General features: G+C 29.9%; 25 protein-coding genes. 19 read left to right on the plus strand and 6 right to left on the minus strand.

Features of this window, described 5'->3' with window-relative positions; genetic code table 11:
- Positions 1 to 30 precede the first annotated feature (30 nt).
- Positions 31 to 483, plus strand: coding sequence for a peptide deformylase (def, locus tag CLCOS_RS13165; RefSeq protein ID WP_063600229.1), 453 nt, complete (start codon positions 31 to 33; stop codon positions 481 to 483).
- Positions 484 to 766: 283 nt separating this feature from the next.
- On the plus strand, positions 767 to 1,396 hold the full coding sequence (locus tag CLCOS_RS21520) for a methyl-accepting chemotaxis protein (RefSeq protein ID WP_082853483.1): 630 nt from the start codon (positions 767 to 769) through the stop codon (positions 1,394 to 1,396).
- Positions 1,397 to 1,472: 76 nt separating this feature from the next.
- Here the strand turns inward: CLCOS_RS21520 and CLCOS_RS22495 are convergent, their stop codons facing one another.
- Positions 1,473 to 1,646 carry a hypothetical protein gene (locus CLCOS_RS22495; protein ID WP_156496359.1) on the minus strand — a complete coding sequence of 58 codons (174 nt, stop codon included), beginning with the start codon at positions 1,644 to 1,646 and terminating at the stop codon, positions 1,473 to 1,475.
- A gap of 235 nt (positions 1,647 to 1,881) precedes the next feature.
- Between CLCOS_RS22495 and amrA the strand changes: the two genes are divergently transcribed.
- Both amrA and amrS read left to right on the plus strand, forming a co-directional pair.
- The gene (gene amrA, locus CLCOS_RS13175) at positions 1,882 to 3,282 is read left to right on the plus strand and encodes an AmmeMemoRadiSam system protein A (protein WP_063600231.1); all 1,401 of its coding nucleotides are present in this window, start codon (positions 1,882 to 1,884) and stop codon (positions 3,280 to 3,282) included.
- Positions 3,283 to 3,311: 29 nt separating this feature from the next.
- Positions 3,312 to 4,298, plus strand: coding sequence for an AmmeMemoRadiSam system radical SAM enzyme (gene amrS, locus CLCOS_RS13180; RefSeq protein WP_082853484.1), 987 nt, complete (start codon positions 3,312 to 3,314; stop codon positions 4,296 to 4,298).
- Between the two features lie 41 nt (positions 4,299 to 4,339).
- On the opposite strand, the gene CLCOS_RS13185 is transcribed toward amrS, so the two are convergent.
- Positions 4,340 to 4,912: a helix-turn-helix domain-containing protein gene (locus CLCOS_RS13185; protein ID WP_063600232.1), complete on the minus strand. Its 573-nt coding sequence runs from the start codon at positions 4,910 to 4,912 to the stop codon at positions 4,340 to 4,342.
- 125 nt (positions 4,913 to 5,037) lie between these two features.
- Here CLCOS_RS13185 and CLCOS_RS13190 point away from each other — a divergent pair, with 125 nt between their 5' ends.
- From CLCOS_RS13190 to CLCOS_RS13230, 9 genes are all read left to right on the plus strand, one after another.
- Positions 5,038 to 5,748: an AzlC family ABC transporter permease gene (locus tag CLCOS_RS13190; protein WP_063600233.1), complete on the plus strand. Its 711-nt coding sequence runs from the start codon at positions 5,038 to 5,040 to the stop codon at positions 5,746 to 5,748.
- Positions 5,745 to 6,059 (plus strand): AzlD domain-containing protein, encoded by a 315-nt coding sequence (locus CLCOS_RS13195; protein WP_063600234.1) that lies wholly within the window; start codon positions 5,745 to 5,747, stop codon positions 6,057 to 6,059. The genes CLCOS_RS13190 and CLCOS_RS13195 overlap by 4 nt, the downstream gene beginning before the upstream one ends.
- A gap of 122 nt (positions 6,060 to 6,181) precedes the next feature.
- Positions 6,182 to 7,279 carry a helix-turn-helix domain-containing protein gene (locus CLCOS_RS13200; protein WP_063600235.1) on the plus strand — a complete coding sequence of 366 codons (1,098 nt, stop codon included), beginning with the start codon at positions 6,182 to 6,184 and terminating at the stop codon, positions 7,277 to 7,279.
- Between the two features lie 177 nt (positions 7,280 to 7,456).
- Positions 7,457 to 7,714: a DUF2442 domain-containing protein gene (locus tag CLCOS_RS13205; RefSeq protein ID WP_063600236.1), complete on the plus strand. Its 258-nt coding sequence runs from the start codon at positions 7,457 to 7,459 to the stop codon at positions 7,712 to 7,714.
- Between the two features lie 175 nt (positions 7,715 to 7,889).
- The gene (locus tag CLCOS_RS13210) at positions 7,890 to 8,234 is read left to right on the plus strand and encodes a phenylpyruvate tautomerase MIF-related protein (protein WP_063600237.1); all 345 of its coding nucleotides are present in this window, start codon (positions 7,890 to 7,892) and stop codon (positions 8,232 to 8,234) included.
- 87 nt (positions 8,235 to 8,321) lie between these two features.
- On the plus strand, positions 8,322 to 8,660 hold the full coding sequence (locus tag CLCOS_RS13215) for an arsenate reductase family protein (protein WP_063600238.1): 339 nt from the start codon (positions 8,322 to 8,324) through the stop codon (positions 8,658 to 8,660).
- 111 nt (positions 8,661 to 8,771) lie between these two features.
- Entirely contained in the window at positions 8,772 to 9,938 is a 1,167-nt protein-coding gene (locus tag CLCOS_RS13220; protein WP_063600239.1) for an AI-2E family transporter, read from the plus strand.
- Between the two features lie 121 nt (positions 9,939 to 10,059).
- Positions 10,060 to 10,245: a hypothetical protein gene (locus CLCOS_RS13225; protein ID WP_063600240.1), complete on the plus strand. Its 186-nt coding sequence runs from the start codon at positions 10,060 to 10,062 to the stop codon at positions 10,243 to 10,245.
- A 207-nt stretch (positions 10,246 to 10,452) separates the two neighbouring features.
- Complete coding sequence (locus tag CLCOS_RS13230; RefSeq protein WP_063600241.1) at positions 10,453 to 12,486, plus strand: methyl-accepting chemotaxis protein; 2,034 nt, start codon at positions 10,453 to 10,455, stop codon at positions 12,484 to 12,486.
- Positions 12,487 to 12,534: 48 nt separating this feature from the next.
- Here the strand turns inward: CLCOS_RS13230 and CLCOS_RS13235 are convergent, their stop codons facing one another.
- Together CLCOS_RS13235 and CLCOS_RS13240 are read right to left on the minus strand one after the other, a co-directional pair.
- Positions 12,535 to 13,947, minus strand: coding sequence for a HAMP domain-containing sensor histidine kinase (locus tag CLCOS_RS13235; protein WP_063600242.1), 1,413 nt, complete (start codon positions 13,945 to 13,947; stop codon positions 12,535 to 12,537).
- Positions 13,948 to 13,998: 51 nt separating this feature from the next.
- Positions 13,999 to 14,715, minus strand: coding sequence for a response regulator transcription factor (locus CLCOS_RS13240; RefSeq protein WP_063600243.1), 717 nt, complete (start codon positions 14,713 to 14,715; stop codon positions 13,999 to 14,001).
- Positions 14,716 to 14,877: 162 nt separating this feature from the next.
- Between CLCOS_RS13240 and CLCOS_RS13245 the strand changes: the two genes are divergently transcribed.
- Genes CLCOS_RS13245 through CLCOS_RS13255 form a run of 3 tightly spaced genes read left to right on the plus strand, consistent with a single transcriptional unit; the run spans position 14,878 to position 17,290 of the window.
- The gene (locus tag CLCOS_RS13245) at positions 14,878 to 15,789 is read left to right on the plus strand and encodes an ABC transporter ATP-binding protein (protein WP_063600244.1); all 912 of its coding nucleotides are present in this window, start codon (positions 14,878 to 14,880) and stop codon (positions 15,787 to 15,789) included.
- Positions 15,786 to 16,547, plus strand: a complete 762-nt coding sequence (locus CLCOS_RS13250) for an ABC transporter permease (protein ID WP_063600245.1) — start codon at positions 15,786 to 15,788, stop codon at positions 16,545 to 16,547. The genes CLCOS_RS13245 and CLCOS_RS13250 overlap by 4 nt, the downstream gene beginning before the upstream one ends.
- Positions 16,548 to 16,558: 11 nt before the next feature.
- On the plus strand, positions 16,559 to 17,290 hold the full coding sequence (locus CLCOS_RS13255) for an ABC transporter permease (protein ID WP_063600246.1): 732 nt from the start codon (positions 16,559 to 16,561) through the stop codon (positions 17,288 to 17,290).
- Positions 17,291 to 17,552: 262 nt separating this feature from the next.
- Here CLCOS_RS13255 and CLCOS_RS13260 read toward each other — a convergent pair whose 3' ends face one another.
- Positions 17,553 to 18,293 (minus strand): LytR/AlgR family response regulator transcription factor, encoded by a 741-nt coding sequence (locus tag CLCOS_RS13260; RefSeq protein WP_063600247.1) that lies wholly within the window; start codon positions 18,291 to 18,293, stop codon positions 17,553 to 17,555.
- Between the two features lie 210 nt (positions 18,294 to 18,503).
- Between CLCOS_RS13260 and CLCOS_RS13265 the strand changes: the two genes are divergently transcribed.
- The gene (locus CLCOS_RS13265) at positions 18,504 to 20,492 is read left to right on the plus strand and encodes a methyl-accepting chemotaxis protein (protein ID WP_063600248.1); all 1,989 of its coding nucleotides are present in this window, start codon (positions 18,504 to 18,506) and stop codon (positions 20,490 to 20,492) included.
- Positions 20,493 to 20,556: 64 nt separating this feature from the next.
- On the plus strand, positions 20,557 to 21,291 hold the full coding sequence (locus tag CLCOS_RS13270) for a hypothetical protein (RefSeq protein WP_063600249.1): 735 nt from the start codon (positions 20,557 to 20,559) through the stop codon (positions 21,289 to 21,291).
- 42 nt (positions 21,292 to 21,333) lie between these two features.
- On the opposite strand, the gene CLCOS_RS13275 is transcribed toward CLCOS_RS13270, so the two are convergent.
- The gene (locus CLCOS_RS13275; protein ID WP_013238050.1) at positions 21,334 to 21,729 is read right to left on the minus strand and encodes a pyridoxamine 5'-phosphate oxidase family protein; all 396 of its coding nucleotides are present in this window, start codon (positions 21,727 to 21,729) and stop codon (positions 21,334 to 21,336) included.
- Positions 21,730 to 22,007: 278 nt separating this feature from the next.
- Between CLCOS_RS13275 and CLCOS_RS13280 the strand changes: the two genes are divergently transcribed.
- Positions 22,008 to 23,399 (plus strand): methyl-accepting chemotaxis protein, encoded by a 1,392-nt coding sequence (locus CLCOS_RS13280; protein WP_063600250.1) that lies wholly within the window; start codon positions 22,008 to 22,010, stop codon positions 23,397 to 23,399.
- Positions 23,400 to 23,426: the final 27 nt, after the last annotated feature.

A 23,426-nucleotide genomic window follows, 5' to 3' on the forward strand; every position in this document is an offset into this window, starting at 1 on the left:
AAAGAATATTTTGTGACGGAGGTTTTTGAAATGGCATTAAGAAATATACGTACTTTAGGTGATGAAATATTGAGGAAGAAGTGCCGGGCTGTAGAAAAAGTTGACGACAGAATTTTAACTTTACTTAAGGATATGGTAGATACGCTGCATAACACAGAAAATGGAGCAGCAATAGCAGCACCACAAGTTGGTGTCTTAAGAAGAGCAGTTGTTATAGATATGGGTGAAGGTATAATATGTCTAGTAAATCCAGAAATAATTGAACAAGAAGGAAGTCAGGAAGTTATAGAAGGATGTTTAAGTATTCCTAATAAGTGGGGAAAATTAATTAGGCCTGCGAAAGTAAAAGTAAAAGCATTAAATGAAAAAGGTGAGGAATTTACAATAACAGGAGAAGGAGACTTAGCTAAGTGTTTATGCCATGAAATAGAACATTTGGATGGAATACTCTTTATAGATAAAGTAACAGAATTTATAGAATAAGGACAATCTAAAATCCATTATATCTGTTTTAAAATAATATGACATAGTAAATAATATTTGATTTTTTATATTATATTTTTTGGACAACAAGTAATTTATATATATTTATTTATGTGAGTCTGCTGTAAAGCAGGCTTATTTTTTACCTATAAAACCTAAGCCATATATGTACAAAAAATCACAGTAATTAAGTGCAATTATACATAATGAGATAAATATATGCATAATATGGTCGATATTTCTAGTATGGGTTAAATTGTTTTAAAAAATGTAATCACAATCTATAAGTGATACAACAAATGCTTTTGAGAATTTTGAAACAAAGATTACAGAGTCCGGTAAAAATATAAGTAAAATAAATGAAATAACTAATTTAATTAATTCAATATCAGAACAAACAAATTTACTAGCACTTAATGCGGCTATTGAAGCTGCTAGAGCAGGAGAAGCAGGAAAAGGTTTTTCCGTAGTTGCAGATGAAATTAGACAGCTTGCTGAACAGTCTAGAGATTCCTCTAATAATATATCAAAACTAATTGCTGATATTTATAGTCAAAATAAGGTAATGGTAAATACGGCTGCTGAAGTTGGTAATGATTTAAATAAACAAACTTCAGTTATTAATAATGCATTAAATGCGTATAATAGCATTATTAAAGCTGTAAATGAGATTATTCCTAAAATTGAAGAAATAGCAAATGCTACATCAGGTATAAATGAAAGAAAAAATGAAATCCTTACTAAAGTAGAATCTGCGGCGGCTGTTGCAGAGGAAAACTCAGGTGCTACAGAGGAAATATCTGCTTCTTCTGAGGAAATGAATAGTTCTTCTGTAGAAGTTTCAAACGCAGCTAATAATCTTACTTCTAGTACAAAGGAAATGAGAAATCAAGTTAAAAAGTTTAAGTTATAATTGATTGAAAAGACATGAAAGTGGCTTCTCCAACTTTATTTGGAGAAGCCACTTTTGTTATTTTTAAGTGTACAAGCTAATATCTACTATGGGTGTCTCTTCCACAAACTTGATAACCTTTTTCACTACTGTAAACCTTCCACTGAGTTCTTGCACCAAAGTCATTGTTATTTATATTTATAGGCTCTTCATCATTTTTTGATTTTTCTACCTTTTTATTATCAATTTTATCTTCTAATTTTTTTGTCATAGAAAGCACCTCCTTTTATAGTTTTACTCCAAGATGCTTTTTTATGATATGTATCTTAAGGTTCTATTTCCATAAGATTATATTATGAAATGATTATAAATAATTAATAGAAAATGTTATAATTAACTAAATGGTAAAGATAACCTAAAATAAAAGAGAGTTACTAAATCATATTTTAGATAAAAATAGCAGATAATAAACGTAAAACATTAAATTATTAAAGCAAGGTGATATTATGGGAAAAATATATGGATTTTATACAATGCCTCATCCTCCTATTGCAGTTCCTGAAATAGGACGCGGTCAGGAAATAAAAATAAAAAATACATTGGATGCCTGTTATAAAGTGGGTGAAGATATAGCATCTATAAAACCGGATACGATAATAATAATTACTCCCCATGGCCCAATGTTTAGTGATGCAATTGCAGTATCTTATGAGAATAATATCCATGGCGATTTAGGTAAATTTGGTGCCCCTGGAGTAAGTCAGAGTTCAAATATAAATTTACCCTTAACAGAAAAAATAATAGAGTATTCAAAAGAACAAAATATTTTAATAGGAAAGATAACAACAAGGTCTGCCCAGGAATATGGGATGGAATATGAATTAGATCATGGTGCTTTAGTGCCGTTATATTTTGTAAATAAAAAGTATCAAAATTACAAGCTAGTGCATATAACTTATGGAATGCTTTCTAAAATGGAACTCTATAAATTTGGAATGTGTATTAAAAAAGCTGTAAATGAGGTCAATACCAAAGCAGTATTCATTGCAAGTGGAGATTTATCTCATAGGCTTACAAAAGATGGACCTTATGAATACAGCCCTTATGGGGAAAAGTTTGATAGGGAAATAACTTCATTGCTTGAAAAAGGTGATGTTTTCAAAATATTTAACATGGATAAAGAAACTGTAAGTGAAGCAGGAGAATGTGGACTGAGATCTTACTATATAATGCTTGGGGCTATGGATGGATGTGACATTAAAGGTAAAATCCTATCTTATGAAGGTCCCTTTGGTGTTGGATATGGTGTAATGAGTTTTTCACTTAAAGATGATGGTAGGGATACTTATGGCAAATTAGTAGAAGAAAGACAAAAAATAATTGCAACAAAAAGAAAAACTGAAGATCCTTATGTAAGGCTTGCTCGTGAAAGTTTAACTTCTTATTTGATTTATCATAAATATTTAGAAAATCCCGATTATGTAACTGACGAAATGATAAATAATAAAAGGGGAGTTTTTGTATCCATGAAGAAGGAAGGTCAGCTGAGGGGATGTATTGGAACTATTTTCCCAACAACAAAAAATACAGCTGAAGAAATTATAAAAAATGCTGTTTCATCAGGAATAAATGATCCTAGATTTATGCCAGTTAGAGAAGATGAACTTGAAGATATAGATTTTTCCGTAGATGTGCTTACAAAGCCAGAAGAAGCTTCAAAAGTAGAACTTGACCCTGAAAGATATGGTGTAATAGTGAAAAAAGGTTCTAGATGCGGTCTCTTACTTCCAGATTTAGAAGGAGTGGATACTGTAGATAAACAGCTTCAAATTGCACTTGAAAAGGGAAACATATCTCCTAATGAAGACTATACTATTGAAAAGTTTGAGGTTATAAGGCATAAGTAAAGTTTTTGAGTATTGGAGGAAGATAACTTTTGTTACATGAAGGACTATTTTATGAAAAACAAAATGATAGAGTAAAATGTATGTTATGTCCCCATAACTGTATTATAGGTGATAAAAAGCAGGGAAGATGTTTTGTTAGAACTAATGAAAATGGTGTGCTCCAAGCTACAAATTATGGTGAAATAACATCTATGGCAGTTGATCCAGTAGAAAAAAAACCTCTTTATCATTTTAAACCTGGCAGAAACATTCTGTCAGTAGGAAGTTTTGGATGTAATTTTTCCTGCAGTTTTTGTCAAAATTATGCCATAGCCCAGTATAGACCTAAAAGTGAGTATGTATCTCCTGAAAAATTAATAGAAGCATGCTTGGATATAAAAGATAATATTGGTATAGCTTTTACTTATAATGAGCCCAGCATATGGTATGAATATGTATATGAAACCTCGAAAAAGCTGAAAGAAAATCATCCGGAATTTAATGTAGTACTTGTTACAAATGGATATATTGAGGTAGAACCACTTCAAAAACTTTTATCTTATGTAGATGCCATGAATATAGATTTAAAGGCATTTAATCCAAAATACTATAAAAAAGTATGTGGAGGAGATGTTGAATCCGTACTCAAAATTATAAGTGAATCAGTCAAGAAGACTCATGTAGAGGTAACCACGTTGCTTGTAAATGGTCTAAATGATTCTGCTTTGGAGGTGGAAAGTATAGCTTCCTATCTTGGGAATTTAAATAGAGACATTCCACTTCATTTGTCAAGATATTTTCCAACTTATAAAATGGATAGGCCAGCTACAGATATAGATGTAATGGTAGAGTCAAGAAAAATTGCAAAAAAATATTTAAATTACGTCTACCTTGGAAATGTTCAAGGAGTTGACGGTTCTACATACTGCCCTAAGTGCGGCGAGCCTTTAGTAGAGAGAACCGGGTATTTCACTGACGTTCGTATGGATAGCAATAAATGTCCTAAGTGTGGATTTCCTATAAATATAGTATTTTAAAATCTAAAGCAGGTGACTTTGTTAAGGTTACCTGCTTTAAATTATGGCAAATAGTATTTAAGATTCATTGGATAATAATTTAAGATGGTCATTTTAATCATTTCATTTGAATTATTTATATATGTATGGGTTTTAGAGGCATCAAATGAAATTGAATCTCCTGGACTTAAAAGATAGGTTTTATTATCTGTTTCAAGAGTAAGCTCTCCATCAAAAACCAGAATGTACTCATACTCATCCTCACCGTGAGAATTTGAAGTATAGGAACTTGCTGTATCTAATTCAACCCTAAACAATTCAAAATTTCTTTCATTTTGAGTAGAAAAGTGGCAGTAAACTCTGTACTTTCCATCTTCACTGCATTGATTTATAGTATCTTCTTTTTTTACTAAAGTAGTTTTACTTTTAGGCTCATCTATAAGTGCTGTATATGGAACTTTAAGCCCATTTGCCAGTTTCCATATTGTATTTATAGTTGGGTTTGATTGACCTCTTTCTATTTGCCCTATCATAACTTTGCTAACACCTGAAAGTTCAGAAAGATTGCTTAAGCTGAGCTTTTTATCACTTCTAAGTTTCTTGAGATTTGAAGCAATTATATTATTTAAATTCATTTTATTTCACCTCTTGACAAATATAACGTACGGTTGTATAAATATAGTATACCAAATTAAGTTATAACGTACGATAGTTACATTATAACATACAAAATAGAACTATTAAATATTAGGGGGCAAAAATGGCTGAACAAGATACAACTTACTCAAACAAGAATTCTTTTATAAGTGGGGCAATAGATTGCATTCCAACATTGTTTGGATATTTAAGCATAGGATTTGCCTGTGGGGTAGTGAGTAAATCCTGTGGTATGACTATCTTAGAAACAGTGGCTATGAGTACTTTCATATATGCAGGTTCATCTCAATTTGCTGCTGCAGGGATGATACTGTCATCAGCATCAGTTCCAGGTGTAGTCTTGACTGTGTTTTTAGTAAATTTAAGACATCTTTTGATGAGTGCATCTATAGCACCTTATTTTAGTAAAAATTCACTTTTTAAAAATTTTACAGTAGGGGCGCTTTTAACGGATGAAACTTTTGCACTTGCTTCCTCAAAGGCAAATAGCGAAGACAAAATAGATTACAAGTGGATGATGGGAATAAATCTGACAGCCTATATAAACTGGATCTTTGCAACTTTTATCGGGGCATGCTTTAGCAGCTTGATATACGACTATAAAAAGTTTGGACTTGATTTTGCACTTCCAGCTATGTTCATAGGGCTCTTGATTTCAAGTGTGAAGGAAAATTCCAATTTAAGAAAATCCTGTATAATTATAATTTCCTCTGCTGTAATTTTACTTGGTTCTATTAAAATTTTATCTGCAAACACGGGAATTATGATTGCAGCTATACTTGGAGTGATTATAGGAGGTGTAATAAGAAAATGAATATGTATATCTGGTACATAATTATAGGCGGCTGTATAGTAACAATCCTTCCTAGGACACTTCCGGTAATGTTGATTTCAAGAATTAATATAAGCGATAGAACAGCGGAATTTTTAAAATATATTCCCATTTCTATTTTGACAGCCCTTGTAGTGTCATCACTGTTTATTTTAAATAATAAATTTTGTGTGGATATAGCTACTGCACTTTCATCAATTATAACTGCAGTAGTAGCTGTTAAAAAGAACAATCTGCTTTTAACTGTAATAGTAGGAGTAATATCTATAGCAGTGTTAAGAATTATATTTTGATTTTTTAACTAGCGGTTAAGTTTTTTGTATAAATTCAACTATATGTCCATTGGTATAAGAGCTCTGATAAGGTATACTAAGTGTTGTAAGGCCTTATAATCAAATTATGGAGTGAATATGATATGGATAAGTTGCAAATAGGTGAAGTAATATTTAAACTTAGAAAAGAAAAAGGGATTACACAGGATCAATTAGGAGGATTTATTGGAGTGTCTACAGCAGCAGTGTCAAAGTGGGAAAGTGGTAATTCCTATCCAGATATAACTCTTCTTCCTGTACTTGCATTATATTTTAATGTTTCTATAGATAAACTTTTGAATTATAAAATTGAACTTTCTGAAAAAGAAGTTATGGAGATATTTAAAAAATGTGAAGTATTGTTTAGTAGTGATAAAGTTGATGAAGGAATTAATAAATCCATGGAATACATATCAAAATATAAATCAAGTTATTATTTGAAATATATGATAGGATGTCTGTTTAACATGTATTCATGGAAAAATGGAGAAGAAAAAATAGAAAATATAATGCTTAAAAATTCTGTTGAATTGCTTGAAAATGTAGTGGAAAATTGTAATGATACAAAATTAGTTGAGCAATCACTATTTCAGCTTGGTGGTATTTATTCTTCCATTGGAGAAAATGATAAGGGAATAGAAGCATTAAATAAAATTCATAAAAATCAATTTAATGTTGATTTTATGCTTGCAAATATATACCTAAGTAAAAATAAGATGAAAGAAGCGAGAAAAATACTTCAAAGTCAGTTGTGGAAAAATATATTTGGAATTAGTTTTACCTGTTTAGCATTGGCTAAATCTTATATTAAAGATAAAAACTCAGATGTTATAGATAAATATTGCAATTTGGCTGTAAGTGTTAAAAAGTTATTTTCTCCAGAATGTGATAAAGTTATTGGTATGCATGTAGAATATATGAATTTTGCACAAATTTATCTTAGGCTTGATGAAAATAAAAAGGCAATAGAAATGTTGTATAAGTGGATACAATGCATTAAAAATAATGATATAAATGCACCTAAGGATTTTTCATCTACATGGTGTTTCAATGAACTTTCAGAAGGAGAACGTGCCTTTACTTTGGATTTGTATGAAAATATGATGAAGGTGTTAGAAGATCCAGTATTTGATCCTATTAGGAAAAGTAATGATTTTGAGGCTATTTTAAAAGATTTGAAGGAAATTACAAAACTTAGATAGATTACGCTTGATTCCATAATTGTAAATATTGCTTTTTAAAACTGTACAAAAAAATACGCCATATGGAGTATATTAAAAAATTTTTTTCTCTATACAATTATAGTTGTATGGAGAAATTTTTTTATCTTCAATTATATTACATTTAGATCCAAAATAAGATAAAAGGAGATAAGCTAAATGAGTAAGATAATAAATGTTATACCAAACGACGATTATACACTTCTAATAGAATTTGAAGATGGCAGTAAAATTTTATTTAATATGAAAAGACTAATAAAGACAATGCGTTACTTAAGTTTAACTGATATTGAGCGTTTCAAAAATGTAAGAATTAAGGACAAAGTAATTTCCTGGGATGATCTAGATAATTTAAAACCTCAAATGCTGCCTTTAGCTATTACACTTGACAATATTTTGCTTATGCTGAGAGACTAATATGCTAATAAAGGTTAGTCTTGAGAAAAGCAAATATGTGATTACAAGTTAGCACCATTAACACTTACTATAGGTTTTGATGGGTTGAAGTAATACAATAAAGTATTATGAAAAAATAAAAAGTTACGGTATAATAATATTAATCCATTGTAAACAAAAGAAGGGAAGAATGTTTATGCCATATATAAATTCAAGATTAACAGTAAAGCTTTCATATGAGCAAAAAAAACGTATAAAAAGTGAAATGGGAAAAATAATTTCAGAGATTCCTGGAAAATCCGAAAAGTGGCTTATGGTAAGTTTTGATGATGATAAAACAATTTATTTTAGAGGAAATAAAATGGAAAAAGCTGCCCTTGTTGAAGTAAAAATATGTGGAACTGCTGAAAGGGCTTATAAAAGTAAGGTTACTGATTTAATATGTTCTTTTTATGAATCAGAGTTTAATATACCAAAGGATAGTATATATGTAATCTTTAGTGAAATTAGCGATTGGGGATTTAATGGAAACTTATTTTAGATATTCAATTATAGGCTTGCGCCAGGCAGGCCTATTTTTTACAAGAATTCTGTTTAGGTTAAGCGATAATTTTAAGGAGAGTTGGAAATGAATATTCAGATATTTGGAGTGAAAAAGTGCTTTGATACAAAGAAAGCTGAACGTTACTTTAAGGAAAGAAGAATTAAATATCAGTTTATAGATTTAAATATTAAAGAAATAAGCAAAAGGGAATTACAGAGCTTGAAGGCAGCAGTAGGCATTGATAATTTGATAAATAGTAAGGCAAAAGAATATGATGAATTAAATATTGGATTAATAAGGAGCAGTGATATAAAAGAAGAGATACTTTTAAAAAATCCTAAACTTTATAAAACTCCAATTGTTAGAAATGGGAAACAGGCTACAGTGGGATATGAGCCTTCAATTTGGAGCAAATGGGAGTGATCGAATAAAAATATCAAGAAAAATAAAATGTATTAGCTAAAAATGCAGAAACATGATAAAGTAAATTATGAGATAAGAAACATAAGGTTAACTTAGGAGAGAGAGGGGAAAATGAAAATAGATAAAAAATTACTAAAATACTGTATATATGCAGGAGCAACAGTGATTCTAATTTATATTGGTATAGCATTTTTAAATAATATAGGTAATATATTTGCTCTACTGTGGAATCTGTTAAAAAAAATCATTAACCTTGCAAAACCTTTTGTTATGGCACTAATAATTGTGTACTTATTGAAACCAGGAGTGGAAAGTATTGAAAGGTTCTTAGGAAAGAAAAAGATACTAAAAAAAGCATCACACAGAAGAGTAATAGGAATTATAGGGGTGTATACATTAGTAGCAGCTATTTTTGCAGCCGTTGTAAGTGGAATATATATTATGATTGGTGGAAAACTCTCTCACAATACAAGTATAGCAAATATGGCGTCGTATTTAAATGAATATTTAAATAACCCAACATTGTCAGTTAGTTCTGTTAGTGAAAAATTAAAAGGTTTAAATATTTCAATACCTACAAGTTTAAATGATAAGATTGCTCAAATGGTAAGTTATGTACAATCTTATTTTTCAGCAAGTATAGGAGCAATGACAAATTCTATTGTAGCTATAGTAAGCAATATAGCTTTATTTTTTATAGCTATAGTATTAAGTATTTATTTAATACAAGATTCCGAGTATTTCGTAGGGTTATGGAATAAAATCTTTAGCCTTGTATTTGGAAAAAGTAAAACAGGAAGCAAATTAAAAGAAGTATTACATGTTATGGATGTTACATTTTATAAATATATAAGAGGGCAATTGCTAGAGGCATCTATAGTGGGAGTTCTATCAGCTATTGTACTGTATTTTATTGGAATAGATTATGCTTTGGTTATAGGAATTATTGCAGGTATTTGTAATATGATACCATATATAGGAGCTGTTGTTGGAACTGTTTTGGCAGTAATTATGGCACTGCTAGGTGGACAACCTATTACAGCAGTATGGGCAATTATTGGAATGCTTGCAGTTCGTCAGGTGGATGATAGCTTATTGGCACCTAAAATTGTAGGAAATAGTGTAGGATTGCATCCCGTATTTACTATGATTGCAATACTTGTAGGTGGAAATTTGGGAGGGCTTATAGGAATGCTTGTAGCTGTGCCTACTGCTGCTTCACTAAAAATACTATTGGGTAAATGGTATGCTTCTCACATGGAAAAAAGTATATCTTAAAAAATACTCCATATGGAGTATTTTAAAAAAAGTTTTTCTCTATACAATTATAGTTGTATGGAGAATTTTTTTAGTTGATACAATTCTTCGTATGTAAAAAAGTTGAATTGGAGGTATATAAATGAAATGGGAGATAGTAAAAAGGCAAACTAAAACTGGTATGTACATTAGTACAATAAAGTCATTTGAGTTTGATAAAGAGTCTAAAGGCGAACTATATGATAAGGCTTTAAAATATGCTGAACATAAGAATAAAATGTCATTTATAAAAAAGTATTATTACCAGGTGGAATTTAATTGGAAATAATTTATATGTTTTAAAACCCTGATTGATTGTAAAAGCATCAATGAATCTTATTTAGTTGGAAAAGTAGAAAGTAATGGAATATAGATGTGATTAAATATAACAAAATATTTTGTAAATTAATATTTTATTAAATATTTTGACAGAGTACACGAAAATAAAGTTAAATAAAAGAATGTGTTTTATGCAGCATATGGAGGAGATGCTTATATGTCAATAAAAAGAAAAATTCCACTTTTAATAGCAATAATTTTTACCGTTTTAATGACTTTAACTACTATATTTATTGATAATAAGTCTAGCAGCTTAATAGAAACTAAAACGGAAAAAGAAATAGAAGAAATATGTAATCATTCATCTCAAACTATAAGTGCAATAATTGAAAAAGAAAAGTTGGGGGTTAGAATATTTTCAGAAAAAAATGTGGTTGTAAATTTACTTAAGACAAATAAAGATTCTAGTAACATTGAGGATTTAAATAAGCAAAAACAAGATATGAATTTAACTTTACAAAACTATGTTAAAGAGAACAAAAATCTTGAGCACATATTTTTGGTTGACACAAATGGAAATATAATTGCAGACAGTGATAAGAATTCTCTTGGTAAAAACGTAAATGATAGATCCTATAATAAATCTAGTTTGGAAGGTAAAGCTTCAGTAAGTGAAGTTATGATGTCGAAAGTAACTAAAAATCCAATAATAGTGTTTACGAATCCTGTAGTAGGAAATGGTGAAATTTTAGGATATGTGGGTACAGCAGTATATGGAAGCAGCTTTTCAAAGTATCTAGCTGGTTCTAAAGTAAGTGATTTTTCATCTAGTTACGGATTTTTATTAGATTATAAAGGCAATACTATTTACCATCCAATTAAGAGCAAAATAGGTAAACCTGTTGAAACACCTCAAATAAAAGATGTAGCTGATAAATTAAATAAGGGTGGAAATATAAAAGAGGATGTCCTTGAATACAATTTTAAAAATGTAGATAAAATAGCAGGATATAAGGTTATCCCTGAAACAAATTGGATTATAGTAGTAACTTCTGATAAATTAGAAGTGCTAAAAGATGTTAAATCTATGAGAAATATTATAATACTTATAGCAATAATAGCATCAATTTTAGCTATAGCAGCAGGATATATGTTTTCAACAAGGATTACCACCCCTATTACTCAAATAGTTAATCTTATAAATAAAACAGCAGATTTAGATTTGAACCATGAAAAAGATTTTGACAAACTGTGTAAATATAATGATGAAATAGGGACAATGGCTAATTCTATAGAAAATATGAGAAAAGCATTAAAAACAATGGTTAAAGATATGAAAATGTCTTCGGATACAATAAATTCAAATGCTGTGTTAGTGGAAAAATTAACTGGTGAATTAAAGGTCAATTTAGAAAGTGCATCAGCAGAAAGTCAAAATCTTTCAGCTGGTATGGAACAAAATGCAGCTTCAGTAGAAGAAGTTTCGGCTTCATCTGATGAAATTGGAAATGCTGTAAATTCCATGACCCAAAAATCTGTAGAAGGTTTAAATAAAGCTAACGACATTGAAAAGAGAGCAGAAGAATTAAAAAGAGATGCAGTTGAGTCAAATGAAAAGGCCAATGAAATATATTCCTCTGTGAAAGATAACCTTGAAAAAGCTATTGAAGATTCTAAGGCTATTGAAAAAATAAAGTTGTTGTCTACAGACATAATTTCTATTACTGATCAAACAGGTTTGCTTGCTCTCAATGCTTCAATAGAAGCAGCTAGAGCTGGTGAAGCAGGAAAGGGATTTTCTGTTGTAGCTGATGAAGTCAGACAATTGTCAGAGGAATCTGCAAAGACAGCTGGCAATATTCAAAATGTAGTCAATGAGGTTACAGAAACAGTAAAGAATTTATCAAGTAATTCAGTAAAGCTTCTTGAATTTATAAATCAAATTGTTTTAAAAGACTACAATAAGTTAGTTGAGACAGGTAAAGAGTATAGTCAAGATGCCGAAACAGTGAACAGTTTTATGAATAATTTTAGCAGTTTAGCAGAAAAATTAAGTTCATCAATTAGTGAAATAAACAATGCTATGGGTGAAGTGGCAAATACCGTAACTGACGGTGCAAAAGGTGTTACTGAAATTGCTAGCAAAATAACTAATATAGATGAAAAGTTAGGCACTGTAAAAACAACTACTGAAAACAATAAACAAAGTGCTGATAAACTACAAGAAATTATATCTCAATTTAAATTTTAAATTTGTCAAAAAAGCTGGACTTAAAAGTTCAGCTTTTTTGATATTAAACTAAAAGATTATGGTTATGATTGTACCTTCCCCTAAAGTGCTTTCTATATGTATACTTCCTCCGTGGGCATCTATTATCTGCTTGGATATTGCCATACCAAGGCCTGAGCCTTCTGTTGAAACACTGGTATTTGTTCCCCTATAATATTTCTCGAAAATGTAGTTTAAATCTTTTTTAGGTATGCCTTTGCCGTTATCCTTTATTATAATGTAGATCTTATCCTTTTCATAAATTGAAATATCAACTTGGACATCCTCCTTATTGTGAGTTATAGCATTAAAAATTAAATTACTCAGGGCTCTTTTAAAAAATTTTTTATCAATGAGGGCTTTTATTTTTTCATTTTCGGGATAGAAATTCACATTCCTATTTGAGTACATTGGATGATTTAGAATTTCTACAATTATATTTTGCAAAAGAGAGGTTATATTTACCTCTTCTTTTTTTAGAGGAACAGCTTTATTTTTTAACTTGTAAGTCAGATTTAAATCTTCCACTAGTGACTGAATATAGGAGGATTTATTGTATATTATTTCTGAATACTCATGAATTTCGTCTTCAGAAAAAGTGTAATCCGGGTCCTTCATTATTTCAGCATATCCTTTTATAGAAGATAGCGGGGTCTTAACATCATGGGATATGGATGAAATCCAGGTGTTTCTCATTTTTTCAAGTTCTTTTCTTTTTGTTTTGTTTTCCTTAAGTGTTTTGCTTAAATTATTTAAGTTAGAAAAGACATTTTTATAAACACCTTTCTCTGGATAATTTGTTTTGTAATTGCCTTTTGCAAGATTATTTATGCCCTTTATTATGTTTTGAAGCGGTTTAGCCATTCTCTTTCCAAATAGAAAATAAGCTATAATTACGGCTGCCAGTATATTTATGCACAGTAATAAAATAACACCATTCCAAAAGAAACTTTTTAAGGCAGAAGGATTAAATGTAAGAGTATGTTTTGCCACACGATTAAGTGGAAAACCTATTATGTAGGCAAAACTTCTGTTATTGTATTTTTTTTCGCTTACAAACACAGAGGAGTTTGCTATGTCATATTTGTAAATATGGGCATATTCTATTGGTGTGTATTTAGTAGGGACTGATTTTGGCTTATTAAAAGAATACACTTCCTTAAAATTTTCATCTATTATTTGAACCCACGCATTATTTTTTAAAATTTTATTTTTACCATCTTCCTTTATAAATGGCACTCCATTTTTAAAGTCTATGTATTCAGAAAAGTTTAAGGTAATCCTTTCGGGGGATAAACTAGTTAAATTTTCATGAGTATATACAATTACCTCATTCCAAACAATTAAATTTATGAATAATTCAATTATGACTATAAATATTAGTGTTACTAGAAATTTTGTAGTCAGGGTCCAGTTAGTTTTAATTTTACTTATAAATTTCATTTGTAGTTACCTCAAAATTAAGATTATAAAAGTCTAAATAACAAGTATTTGTTATTTAGAAATTTTTAATTTATATCCCAGTCCCTTAGCAGTGACTATGTATTTTGGACTCGAAGGGTTATCTTCTAATTTTTGTCTTAGCTTTCTAATATGAACCATTATTGTGTTGTCATATCCCTCATAGTTGTCATTCCAAACTTCATCACATATCATTTGCTTGGTTAGTATTTGATTGGCGTTTTGAGCCATGTAACATAAAAGGTGGTATTCCTTTGGAGTAAGCACTACATTTTTATCGGATTTTGATACTTCACCTTTTTCCAGATCGATTACTATATCTCCAAAACTTATCTTTTCCTTTTTCATGGACATTTCATTTTTAATATATATGTTTCTTCTCAAATGAGCTTTAATTCTAAAGGCAACTTCTTTAGGGCTAAAAGGCTTAGTTACATAGTCATCTGCACCTAGTCCAAGGGCAAGTATTTTATCTACATCATCAGATTTTGCAGATAAGAATATGACTGGAACAAAAGAAAAGTTTCTTATATTTTTGCATACCTCAAAGCCGTCCATATCTGGCATCATTATGTCCAAAACTACTATATCAGGTTTTTCGGTTTTGCATAATTTTATACCATCTGTGCCATTTTTAGCCTTAAATATTCGTCTAAACCCTTCTTTTTTTAGCACTGTTTCTAGAAGCTTCAACAGCTCCACTTCATCGTCTATTAAAAGTATTTTCCTATCTAGAATGTTATCGTACATGATTATCTCCTTTAACTATCAATTGTCAATTTTATTATAACATTATTTATATATTGTTTAATTAGGTAGAAGAATTTTAAGGTTCCGTTAAGGTTTAGGTAAATGAAATTTAAGTTTGCACCTTTATTATAGGGTCATAAGTTAATTGAGGGAGGAAATTATATGTCACAAGAAATCTTACAAACAAAAAATTTAACAAAAAATTTTAAGGACTTTAAGGCAGTAAAAGGAATAGATTTATCAATAAAAAAGGGTAGGGTATATGGATTTTTAGGTCCCAACGGTGCAGGAAAATCCACAACTATAAGAATGCTCTTGGGGCTTATAAAGCCAACGAGGGGGGAAGTTAAAATATTTGGTAAAGACTTAAGAAAAAATAGAATGAGCATTTTAAAAAAAATAGGATCTATGGTTGAAGCACCATCTTATTATGGAAATCTAACAGCTTATGAGAATTTACAGGTAACAGCAGAACTCCTAGAACTTGACCATAAGTATATTGATGAAGTTTTGAAAGTTGTAAAACTCACTGAATGGAAAGATAGACAGGCCAGTAAGTTTTCACTTGGTATGAAGCAAAGACTTGGCATTGCCCAGGCACTTATATCGAAACCAGAACTTTTAATACTGGATGAGCCTACTAATGGGCTTGACCCATCTGGAATTCATGAAATAAGAGGACTTATTAAAGAACTTCCAAAGCTCTATAACATGACAGTTATTATATCAAGTCATAATTTGAGTGAAATTGAACTCATAGCAGATGATATTGGAATTATAAATAGAGGAAAGATGTTGTTTCAAGGAACACTTGAAGAACTTCATTCAAAGAGTAAAGGACAAATTTGTATAGAATCTAAGGATTTAAAGAAGATAGAAGGTACACTAAATAATTGTGGATATAAGTATAAGGTAAAGGAAAAAGAGATTTTCTTAAAACCTGAAGGTAGAGAGCCGGATGAGATTTTAAAACAACTTATATTAAATGGCAATAGAATATTTAAATTTGTAGAAGTACAAAAGTCTCTTGAAGAAATATTTCTTGACCTTACTGAGGGAGGAGAAAATATATGAGCTTTATGTCAATTTTAAAATCTGAACTAATGAAATATAAAAGGTCAGTACTGTGGAAAGGTGTATTTTTTATTCCTGTTCTCTCATTTATACTTTTATTTATGGATTTACATTTTAGATGCAGTTTTTTAATGTCAGATAATCATATAAAGTATTTAGCTCAAATTGGAATTTACGGTAAGGTAGGTACTCTGATCTATGAAAGTCATCTTGCTACATTATGGTGTATACTTTTAAATTTATCTATTGTCGTGGTAGCAGTTATTGTAAATTATACGGAATACAGCGAAAATACCTGGAAGCAAATAATAGCAAGGCCTGTTGAAAGAAAAAAAGTTTATTTATCCAAATGGATTGTAGTACTTATAGCTGCAGTTATATTAGTGATGTTAAATGGAATATTTTTAATGATTACAAAAAGTTTTTTTCATATAGATGGCAGCTGTGCAATGATTTTTAAATATGCTGGGCTAGAGCTGTGTACAGTTTTAGGTGTAGTAAGCTTTCAGCAATTTATAAGCTGTTATATGAAAAATTCTCTAGCATCAGCAGCTGTAGGATTTGCAGGAAGTATAGGAGCCTATATGTTTGCACAGAGCAAATTACTTTCATATATAGTCCCCTATGCTAATGTTCTACTGGCGCTACCTTCAGGAGACAGTAAAGATGCATATACTGCAGCTTTCTTTGGAATAGTGTCTGGAATCCTATGGCTTGCAGTTGGAATTTTAGAATTTAATAAAAGGGATATTAAGTAGGGGTGAATAGCGTGAAAAATATATATAAAGTAGAATTACTAAAGTTAAGACATTCAAGAATACTTAACATAGTGATGTTTCTTCCACTGTTTTTTGTAATACTTGGTTTTACAAATTTCTTAAGATATAGAAAGCTTTTTACAGAGAAAGGTCAAAATGTATGGAGCCAGGTATATACTCAGAGTTCAATATTTTATGGATTATTTATTATAGGGTTGTTTATCACAATTGCAATTGCTGTTTTGGTTAGAATGGAAAATAGTGAAGATAATTTTAAAAGGATTCTGACGCTGCCTGTAAAAAGAAGTGAATTATATATAGCAAAGCTTGTTATAGGTTGCGGTATAGTATTTTTAAATCTTATATTATTTATGCTTCTTACGATCTTAGCAGGTGCAGTTATAGCACCACATAGTCAAAGTATGCCAAGAGAAATGATATATGCTCCGCTGCTTGCAATTATAGCTTCACTGCCTGTTATAGCAGTTCAATATTATCTGAGCATGAAATTTAAAAATATTGCAGTACCACTGGGAGTAGGACTAGTCTTTTCTTTTCCCTCAGTTCTCATTGACAATACCAGGTATTGGATGCTTTTCCCATGGGATTATCCAGGAAGGGTATTACTAGGTGGATCAAATATGAGTTTTAATTTTCCACCATATATGTATGTAGTATCTGCTATTTTATTTATAGTAGTTACATTAGTTGGAGTGAATGAATTTAACAATAGAGATATCTAACTTACTCAACTTTTACATATATAAATTTTTAATTAATAGTTAAGAATGAAGAATTAATAGTTAATGTGAATTTTTTTCGTTACACTACAAAAAATCTTTGATTAAGCCTTTCATCACTCGTTTCGCTAAAGCAAAACATTGATAAGTTATATAAATTTAAAGATTTTTTGCGATAGCTAAAAATCATACTTCACTATTAATTTTTCATTATTAATTCTTAATTTGTGAAGCTTTGCTTCGCAATATTTTTAAACTGCGAAAGTTAATCAACATCAACTTTACCGATTTTTATTTGTTCAAAGCAATAATCAGAATAAATTTGTTTAATAATACTAGCTTTGTCCTTACGAATAGGAACTTTATCACCATTTTTCAAAAGAAAGTCAATTTTTAGCATAGAAGCTATATAAAACATATTTATGATATAGCTTATATGACATCTTAAAAAGGATGACCCACTTAGGAGATCCCATAATTTTTTTAAAGAAGAACAGGTTTTTATAATGTGAGTACTTGTGTGAATAAGACAAGTTTTATCATATACTTCGATATAATATATATCCTTTAGGAGGATTTTCATAGAAATACCTTTACTATAAACTTCAATAAATCGCATGCTATTTGAAAACTCATTTTGACATTTGTCCAGTAAACGTTTAATCTTATCGTAACTAACTGGTTTTATAAGATACTGCATTGCGTCTACCTCGAAGGCATCAAGAGCGTGATTTTTACTGCTGGTAACAAAAACTATTATGCACTTTTTATCATGAATTCTAATTTGTTTTGCAATTTCAATACCATTAGAGTAAATTTTATCATCTATATAAATATCTAAAAATATCAGTTGAAAATTTACTAGTGTAAAATCTGAGAGTAATTTATCTCCATTTTTATAAGTGAAAATTTCAATTTCAAAACTGTAATTATTACAATATTTTTTAATCATATCAATTAGTATTTGCATATCAGATTCTAAGCTATCACATATTGCAATATTCAAAACTTAATTCCCCCAATTTATATAATGTTATGAATAAAATTTATTGATTCCAATGAAAAACACTAAATTCTTAAATATAATTTTATCATCAAATTTTGATTTTAGGAAGAACTTACGAAATAAAATGCTATTTTGCGAAATGCTGCTTGATTTCCTATAAGGATTTATATATATTTATAAAAATAGAAGTGTGTCATTATAGGGGGGATTGTGTTGAAGAAGGGAAAATCATTACAAGTTATAGCTGTTGTTGGAATTTCAGTTATTTTTATTGCACTTATCACTTTAGTCACATCTATAGAGTACATGAATTCAAAAAAGTTGATACTATCTTCTATGGAGAAATCAGGAAAGCAAACGGTTACGATTCATGCTCAAAATTTATCTTCATGGATTAAAGCTAGGTTATCACAGGTGGAGGTAATTGCAAATACTCAATTGGTATCGAGTATGAATTATAGTGAAATAATACCTTATTTTAAAAGAGAACAAAAAAATTATAACGGAGTTTTTAATACTATTGGAATATCTGATACATCTGGAAAGTTGATTATGCAAAATGATGTTACTATTGATATAAGCTCCGAAGATACATTCCCAAAGGTTATTCAAGGAAAAGAAATTATATCAGATCCATTTAAAGATAAGCAAAATCCTTCAAATTTAATAATCTCTATGGAATGCCCTGTAAAAGACATAAAAAGTGGAAAAGCAATTGGACTTGTGAGTGGTGCTTGCCTTGTTTCTACAGTTTTCAAGGAAAATACAAATTTCCATATAGGACAAACTGATAAGGTGTATATACTAAGTAATAAAGGTGATGTTTTATATAAGCAAAGTAATGATCCACTTAATGAAACTAATTTATTGAAGAGCTCTAATAGCGAGCTTAATGGGTTAGTTAAAGAGGCACTTTCTAAAGACAGTTTTTTAGGACAGTTTAAAGACAAGGATGGAACAAAGATGCTGTTTTCTGCTCGTGTAGACGGAACAGATTGGTATATGCTTCTTCAGGTTCCTACAAAAGAGTATACTTCTAGTTTAAATTCATTATTGTATTTAATATTAGCAGTTAGTGTTCTTGCAATAATATTTTTAATAGTAATATTGATTATTTTACTGAAAAAGTTTTTTGATAGACTTTTAAAGATATCTTTGATTGCAGATGAGGTAGCAGAAGGAAATTTAATGAATTCTTTGCCGGAATCTTCAGATGAACTTGGTAGAATTAATATCACTTTTAATAAGATGATAAATAACTTAAAGAATATAATAATTAAAATAAGAAATGTTTCAGAAGTTGTTGTGGAATCTTCAAATAGTTACAAAGAGGTTAGTTTAGAAGTGGTACAAGAAGGAAAAAACATTAAGCAATCAATAGATAATTTAACTTCAGGATCAAAAAATATAGCAGAGGAAATACAAAACATTGCTGTATCGGTAAATGATGTTGAAGATAAATCCAGGAAACTTGCGGAAATAAGTACTAAAATTGATGAAATGATAGCTGAAGCAAAGGATAAAACTTCAGACGGTTCTAAAAATTTGCATACGACAGTAGAATTATTAAACAAAATGGAACAAAAAGTAAATATTTCATCAGATGTTGTAACAGAACTTTCAGAAAAGTCCAAGACTATAGCAAATGTAACAACCACTATAACGGATATAGCTGAACAGACAAATCTATTAGCTTTGAATGCTAGTATTGAAGCAGCTAGAGCAGGGGAACAGGGTAAAGGATTTGAAGTTGTTGCAGAAGAAGTTAGAAAATTAGCTGAACAGTCTGACATGGCTGCACAAGAGATTTCAAAGGAAATACAAGAAATTCAAGGTAAAATAACAAATGCCGTAGTGTCAATGGGTGAAAGTATTAATTACGTAGGATTAGGTATTAAATCTACAGATAATATATTAGTTATATTCTCAGAGATTGAAAAGGAAATCGATAGAATTAAGACTATGAGTTTCAATGTATCTGAAATAGCAAAAATAGTATTACAGAATAATAGAAAAATACTTGAGTCAGTTTCAAATACATCTGCAATGAGTGAAGAAGCAGTTGCAAGTGCATTGTCTTTTCAAGATATGGTAAGTAAGCAGGAAGATATATTTTTAAATCTTAAAGGGGCATCAGAACATTTGGATGAACTTTCAGCAGCATTATCAGGGGAGATTTTTAAATTTAAGGTAAATTAGGAAAGAGCACTTCTTTCAATTATTAATAAAATGATAATATATTAATAATTGGGAGAGGATATATATGTTTTTTAGATTTCCTGATGAGTCTATGAAAAATGAAGATAAGGTATACATTATAGACAAAAAATTCGCAGACGTAAATGGGGACGGACGTGTTGAAACTTTAATGATTACGGGGAAGAAACCTTATGGAGAAAATGGTTTTATAGAGGACATGGCTCTTGTTGTAAGAAATAAAAAGACAGGGTTAAATATAAAAATAAAACCAAAAGAAAATTCAGGTTATGATCCTAAGTTATTTATAGGAAAATTTGATGAAAAGAGCATTATACCTTTTGTATTTTTATCTATAGATTCAGGTGGCAGTGGTAGATATTATTTTGATTACATTTATTCTTTTAAAAACAATGTGACAAACCTTGTTTTTGATTATGATAAATTTAATGATGAAAATGTGTATGATGCTGAATATGAAAATTTCTATAAGGTAGGTGTAAAATCACAAAATAAAAATTTGAAGGGTGTAATAGACCTCAAATCTATAAGAGATAAAGAATACTTATCAAAGATTTACAATAAAGATGGAACCCTTAAAGAACCTGAGGCAGCAGGAGTGCTGTCCCTTTCCAATCTTTCACCCTTAAGTATAAATGGGTCTGGAACTTTTGACCTTTTAGCAGATCAGAGAATAATAGGACTTTATAATTCAGATACTTTGGGATATGTAGAATCTATTTTAAGATGGGACAAAGATAAGTTTATGACTATAGCAGTTAGGCTGGTAGTATCAATGTAAATTATAAAAGCTAAAGTGTATCTACTTTAGCTTTTATAATTTTTAAAATTTAACGTTGTGAGAATTACCCTGCATATCATAGAAGGTTGCATCAGCCTGGTCTATGTAAAATGTCTCGAAAGTAGGATCGCCTACTTTATACATATTTTTAAGCATAGGCATAGTATTCAAAACAGCTTCTTGTGACTCTTTAGAGGTATTAAAAACTGCCTTTCCATTTAATCTGAGCCATTTTCCTTCTGGAGAAGTTGCACTGATTTGCATTTTAGGATTAGCTTTTAATTGCTTATATACATTTTTGGTATTGGCAGTGCAAAAATATAACTTGTTGTCGTATTTCATTGCAAATCCAAAAGGACGTAATGCAGGTGCATCTCCATTTACAGTAGCAAGATAGAAAACTTTGTTGTCAGTTAAGAACTTTAAAACTTCATCCATAATTAGTATCTCCTTTTACTATAAAATATTTTTAAAATGTAACTAATTACATTTTAACACAAAAATTAGAATAGATAAATTGTATGGTCAACTTTTCTATAGATGGTTGAAATCTACTTAAAAAATCAAAAATTTTATTTGCAAAACATGTTTTTTTTATGAAGAATTATGATAAATATGTGGCATTAATTAGACCACAATGTTATAATTGCCATGGAACAAATGAATAAAATCATTCAATTGAAATAATTAGTATATGATAATTAGGGGGAATCATTTTGTTTGATAGGTTATTAAAAAAAACAGATACAAGAGAAGATCAATATGTAAGCTCAGATTATATACATAAGGACGTACTTGTAAAACTTTTTTCTGATGTAGCACAAGGTAAAATGACAAAACTAAGTTTAAGAGATGTAAAGTGCAGTGATGTGGTAGAAAAATGGAATGAAGTTATAGACGTGATGTGTGAATCCAGAAAAAAAAGAATTCTTGAAACAAATGATGTATTGCAAATGGTAATTAAAATGGATTCAATTATAAATATTATCAAAAGTGTGGATACACAAACAGAACATTTACATTCCATGTCTCAAAATAGTGAAGAGCTAGAGGCATCTATTGAGGATGTTTCTAATATATCGCAAAAAATGTCAAAGAGTTCAAGTGATGCAAAAAAAGTATCTGAAACAGGAATAAAAAATGTGTATGATTCAGTTGAATTTGTAAAAAAATCATTTGATGATATTGACATAATAGACAAGCAGATGAAGGGTGTTAAGGAAAAAACTCATAAGATAAATGAAATAGTTGATATTGTAAAAGGTATTGCAGATCAAACAAGTTTACTGTCATTAAATGCTTCAATTGAGGCAGCAAGAGCAGGGGAACAAGGTAAAGGATTTGCTGTTGTTGCAGATGAAGTAAGAAAACTTGCTGAAAATACTACAAGTTCAGTTTTAGACATACAAAAAAATGTTTCGAATTTGCAAAAAGATATTGACTCATCAGTTGATAAAATCAACCAGACAGCTAAGCAATTAGAGTCAGGTAAAGATCTAGTTAACAGTTCGATGGATTCAATCAATATAATTGGTAATTCAATAGACAGTGTTAACGAGACGATTAATCAAGTTGCAGCAGATACAGAGGAACAAACTGCAGCAACCCAGTCTTTTGCTAGTAGTATTATGGAGCTATCGCAGCATGCTGATCATATAGACAGTAATTGTAAAGGTATTGGAAAATTTATATATGATTTAAGTAAAAGAATAGACTCTATGAGAATTGATATGCTTAAAAATAAATCATGTCTCACAGATTGTGATATGATCGAAATATATAAAACTGACCATTTACTTTGGAGATGGAGAATATATAATATGCTTCTTGGTAACGAAAAAGTAAATACTAATGAGGTAGGGGATTATAAGGGATGCAGACTTGGAAAATGGTATTATAATATAGATAGTGATAAGTTTAAAAATAGCAAGGCCTTTGTAGAGTTGGAAAAATCACATATAGAATTACATGAAGTTGCAAAAGAAGCTGCTATTGCATATGAGAGAAATGATATAAAGATGGCAGAAGAATGTCTTGAAAGAATGGATATGTGTTCAAAAAAGGTATTTGCTCTAATGGATGAGATAAAAAACATCAAACTAAACTAGTGACATTACATTTATAGGGTTTCTAAC

It is taken from the genome of Clostridium coskatii (assembly GCF_001675205.1).
GTDB lineage: Bacteria > Bacillota > Clostridia > Clostridiales > Clostridiaceae > Clostridium_B > Clostridium_B ljungdahlii.

Excerpts from the sequence above, each read along its gene's own strand:
- CLCOS_RS13235 (WP_063600242.1), bottom strand. The coding sequence starts at position 13,947 with ATGAAATTTATAAGTAAAATTAAAACTAACTGGACCCTGACTACAAAA.
- CLCOS_RS13270 (WP_063600249.1), top strand. The coding sequence starts at position 20,557 with ATGTTTTTTAGATTTCCTGATGAGTCTATGAAAAATGAAGATAAGGTA.
- CLCOS_RS13250 (WP_063600245.1), top strand. The coding sequence starts at position 15,786 with ATGAGCTTTATGTCAATTTTAAAATCTGAACTAATGAAATATAAAAGG.
- CLCOS_RS13190 (WP_063600233.1), top strand. The coding sequence starts at position 5,038 with ATGGCTGAACAAGATACAACTTACTCAAACAAGAATTCTTTTATAAGT.
- CLCOS_RS13240 (WP_063600243.1), bottom strand. The coding sequence starts at position 14,715 with ATGTACGATAACATTCTAGATAGGAAAATACTTTTAATAGACGATGAA.
- CLCOS_RS13275 (WP_013238050.1), bottom strand. The coding sequence starts at position 21,729 with ATGGATGAAGTTTTAAAGTTCTTAACTGACAACAAAGTTTTCTATCTT.
- CLCOS_RS13225 (WP_063600240.1), top strand. The coding sequence starts at position 10,060 with ATGAAATGGGAGATAGTAAAAAGGCAAACTAAAACTGGTATGTACATT.
- CLCOS_RS13195 (WP_063600234.1), top strand. The coding sequence starts at position 5,745 with ATGAATATGTATATCTGGTACATAATTATAGGCGGCTGTATAGTAACA.
- def (WP_063600229.1), top strand. The coding sequence starts at position 31 with ATGGCATTAAGAAATATACGTACTTTAGGTGATGAAATATTGAGGAAG.
- CLCOS_RS13200 (WP_063600235.1), top strand. The coding sequence starts at position 6,182 with ATGGATAAGTTGCAAATAGGTGAAGTAATATTTAAACTTAGAAAAGAA.
- amrA (WP_063600231.1), top strand. The coding sequence starts at position 1,882 with ATGGGAAAAATATATGGATTTTATACAATGCCTCATCCTCCTATTGCA.
- CLCOS_RS13185 (WP_063600232.1), bottom strand. The coding sequence starts at position 4,912 with ATGAATTTAAATAATATAATTGCTTCAAATCTCAAGAAACTTAGAAGT.
- CLCOS_RS13245 (WP_063600244.1), top strand. The coding sequence starts at position 14,878 with ATGTCACAAGAAATCTTACAAACAAAAAATTTAACAAAAAATTTTAAG.
- CLCOS_RS13205 (WP_063600236.1), top strand. The coding sequence starts at position 7,457 with ATGAGTAAGATAATAAATGTTATACCAAACGACGATTATACACTTCTA.
- CLCOS_RS13210 (WP_063600237.1), top strand. The coding sequence starts at position 7,890 with ATGCCATATATAAATTCAAGATTAACAGTAAAGCTTTCATATGAGCAA.
- CLCOS_RS13220 (WP_063600239.1), top strand. The coding sequence starts at position 8,772 with ATGAAAATAGATAAAAAATTACTAAAATACTGTATATATGCAGGAGCA.
- CLCOS_RS13215 (WP_063600238.1), top strand. The coding sequence starts at position 8,322 with ATGAATATTCAGATATTTGGAGTGAAAAAGTGCTTTGATACAAAGAAA.
- CLCOS_RS13230 (WP_063600241.1), top strand. The coding sequence starts at position 10,453 with ATGTCAATAAAAAGAAAAATTCCACTTTTAATAGCAATAATTTTTACC.
- CLCOS_RS22495 (WP_156496359.1), bottom strand. The coding sequence starts at position 1,646 with ATGACAAAAAAATTAGAAGATAAAATTGATAATAAAAAGGTAGAAAAA.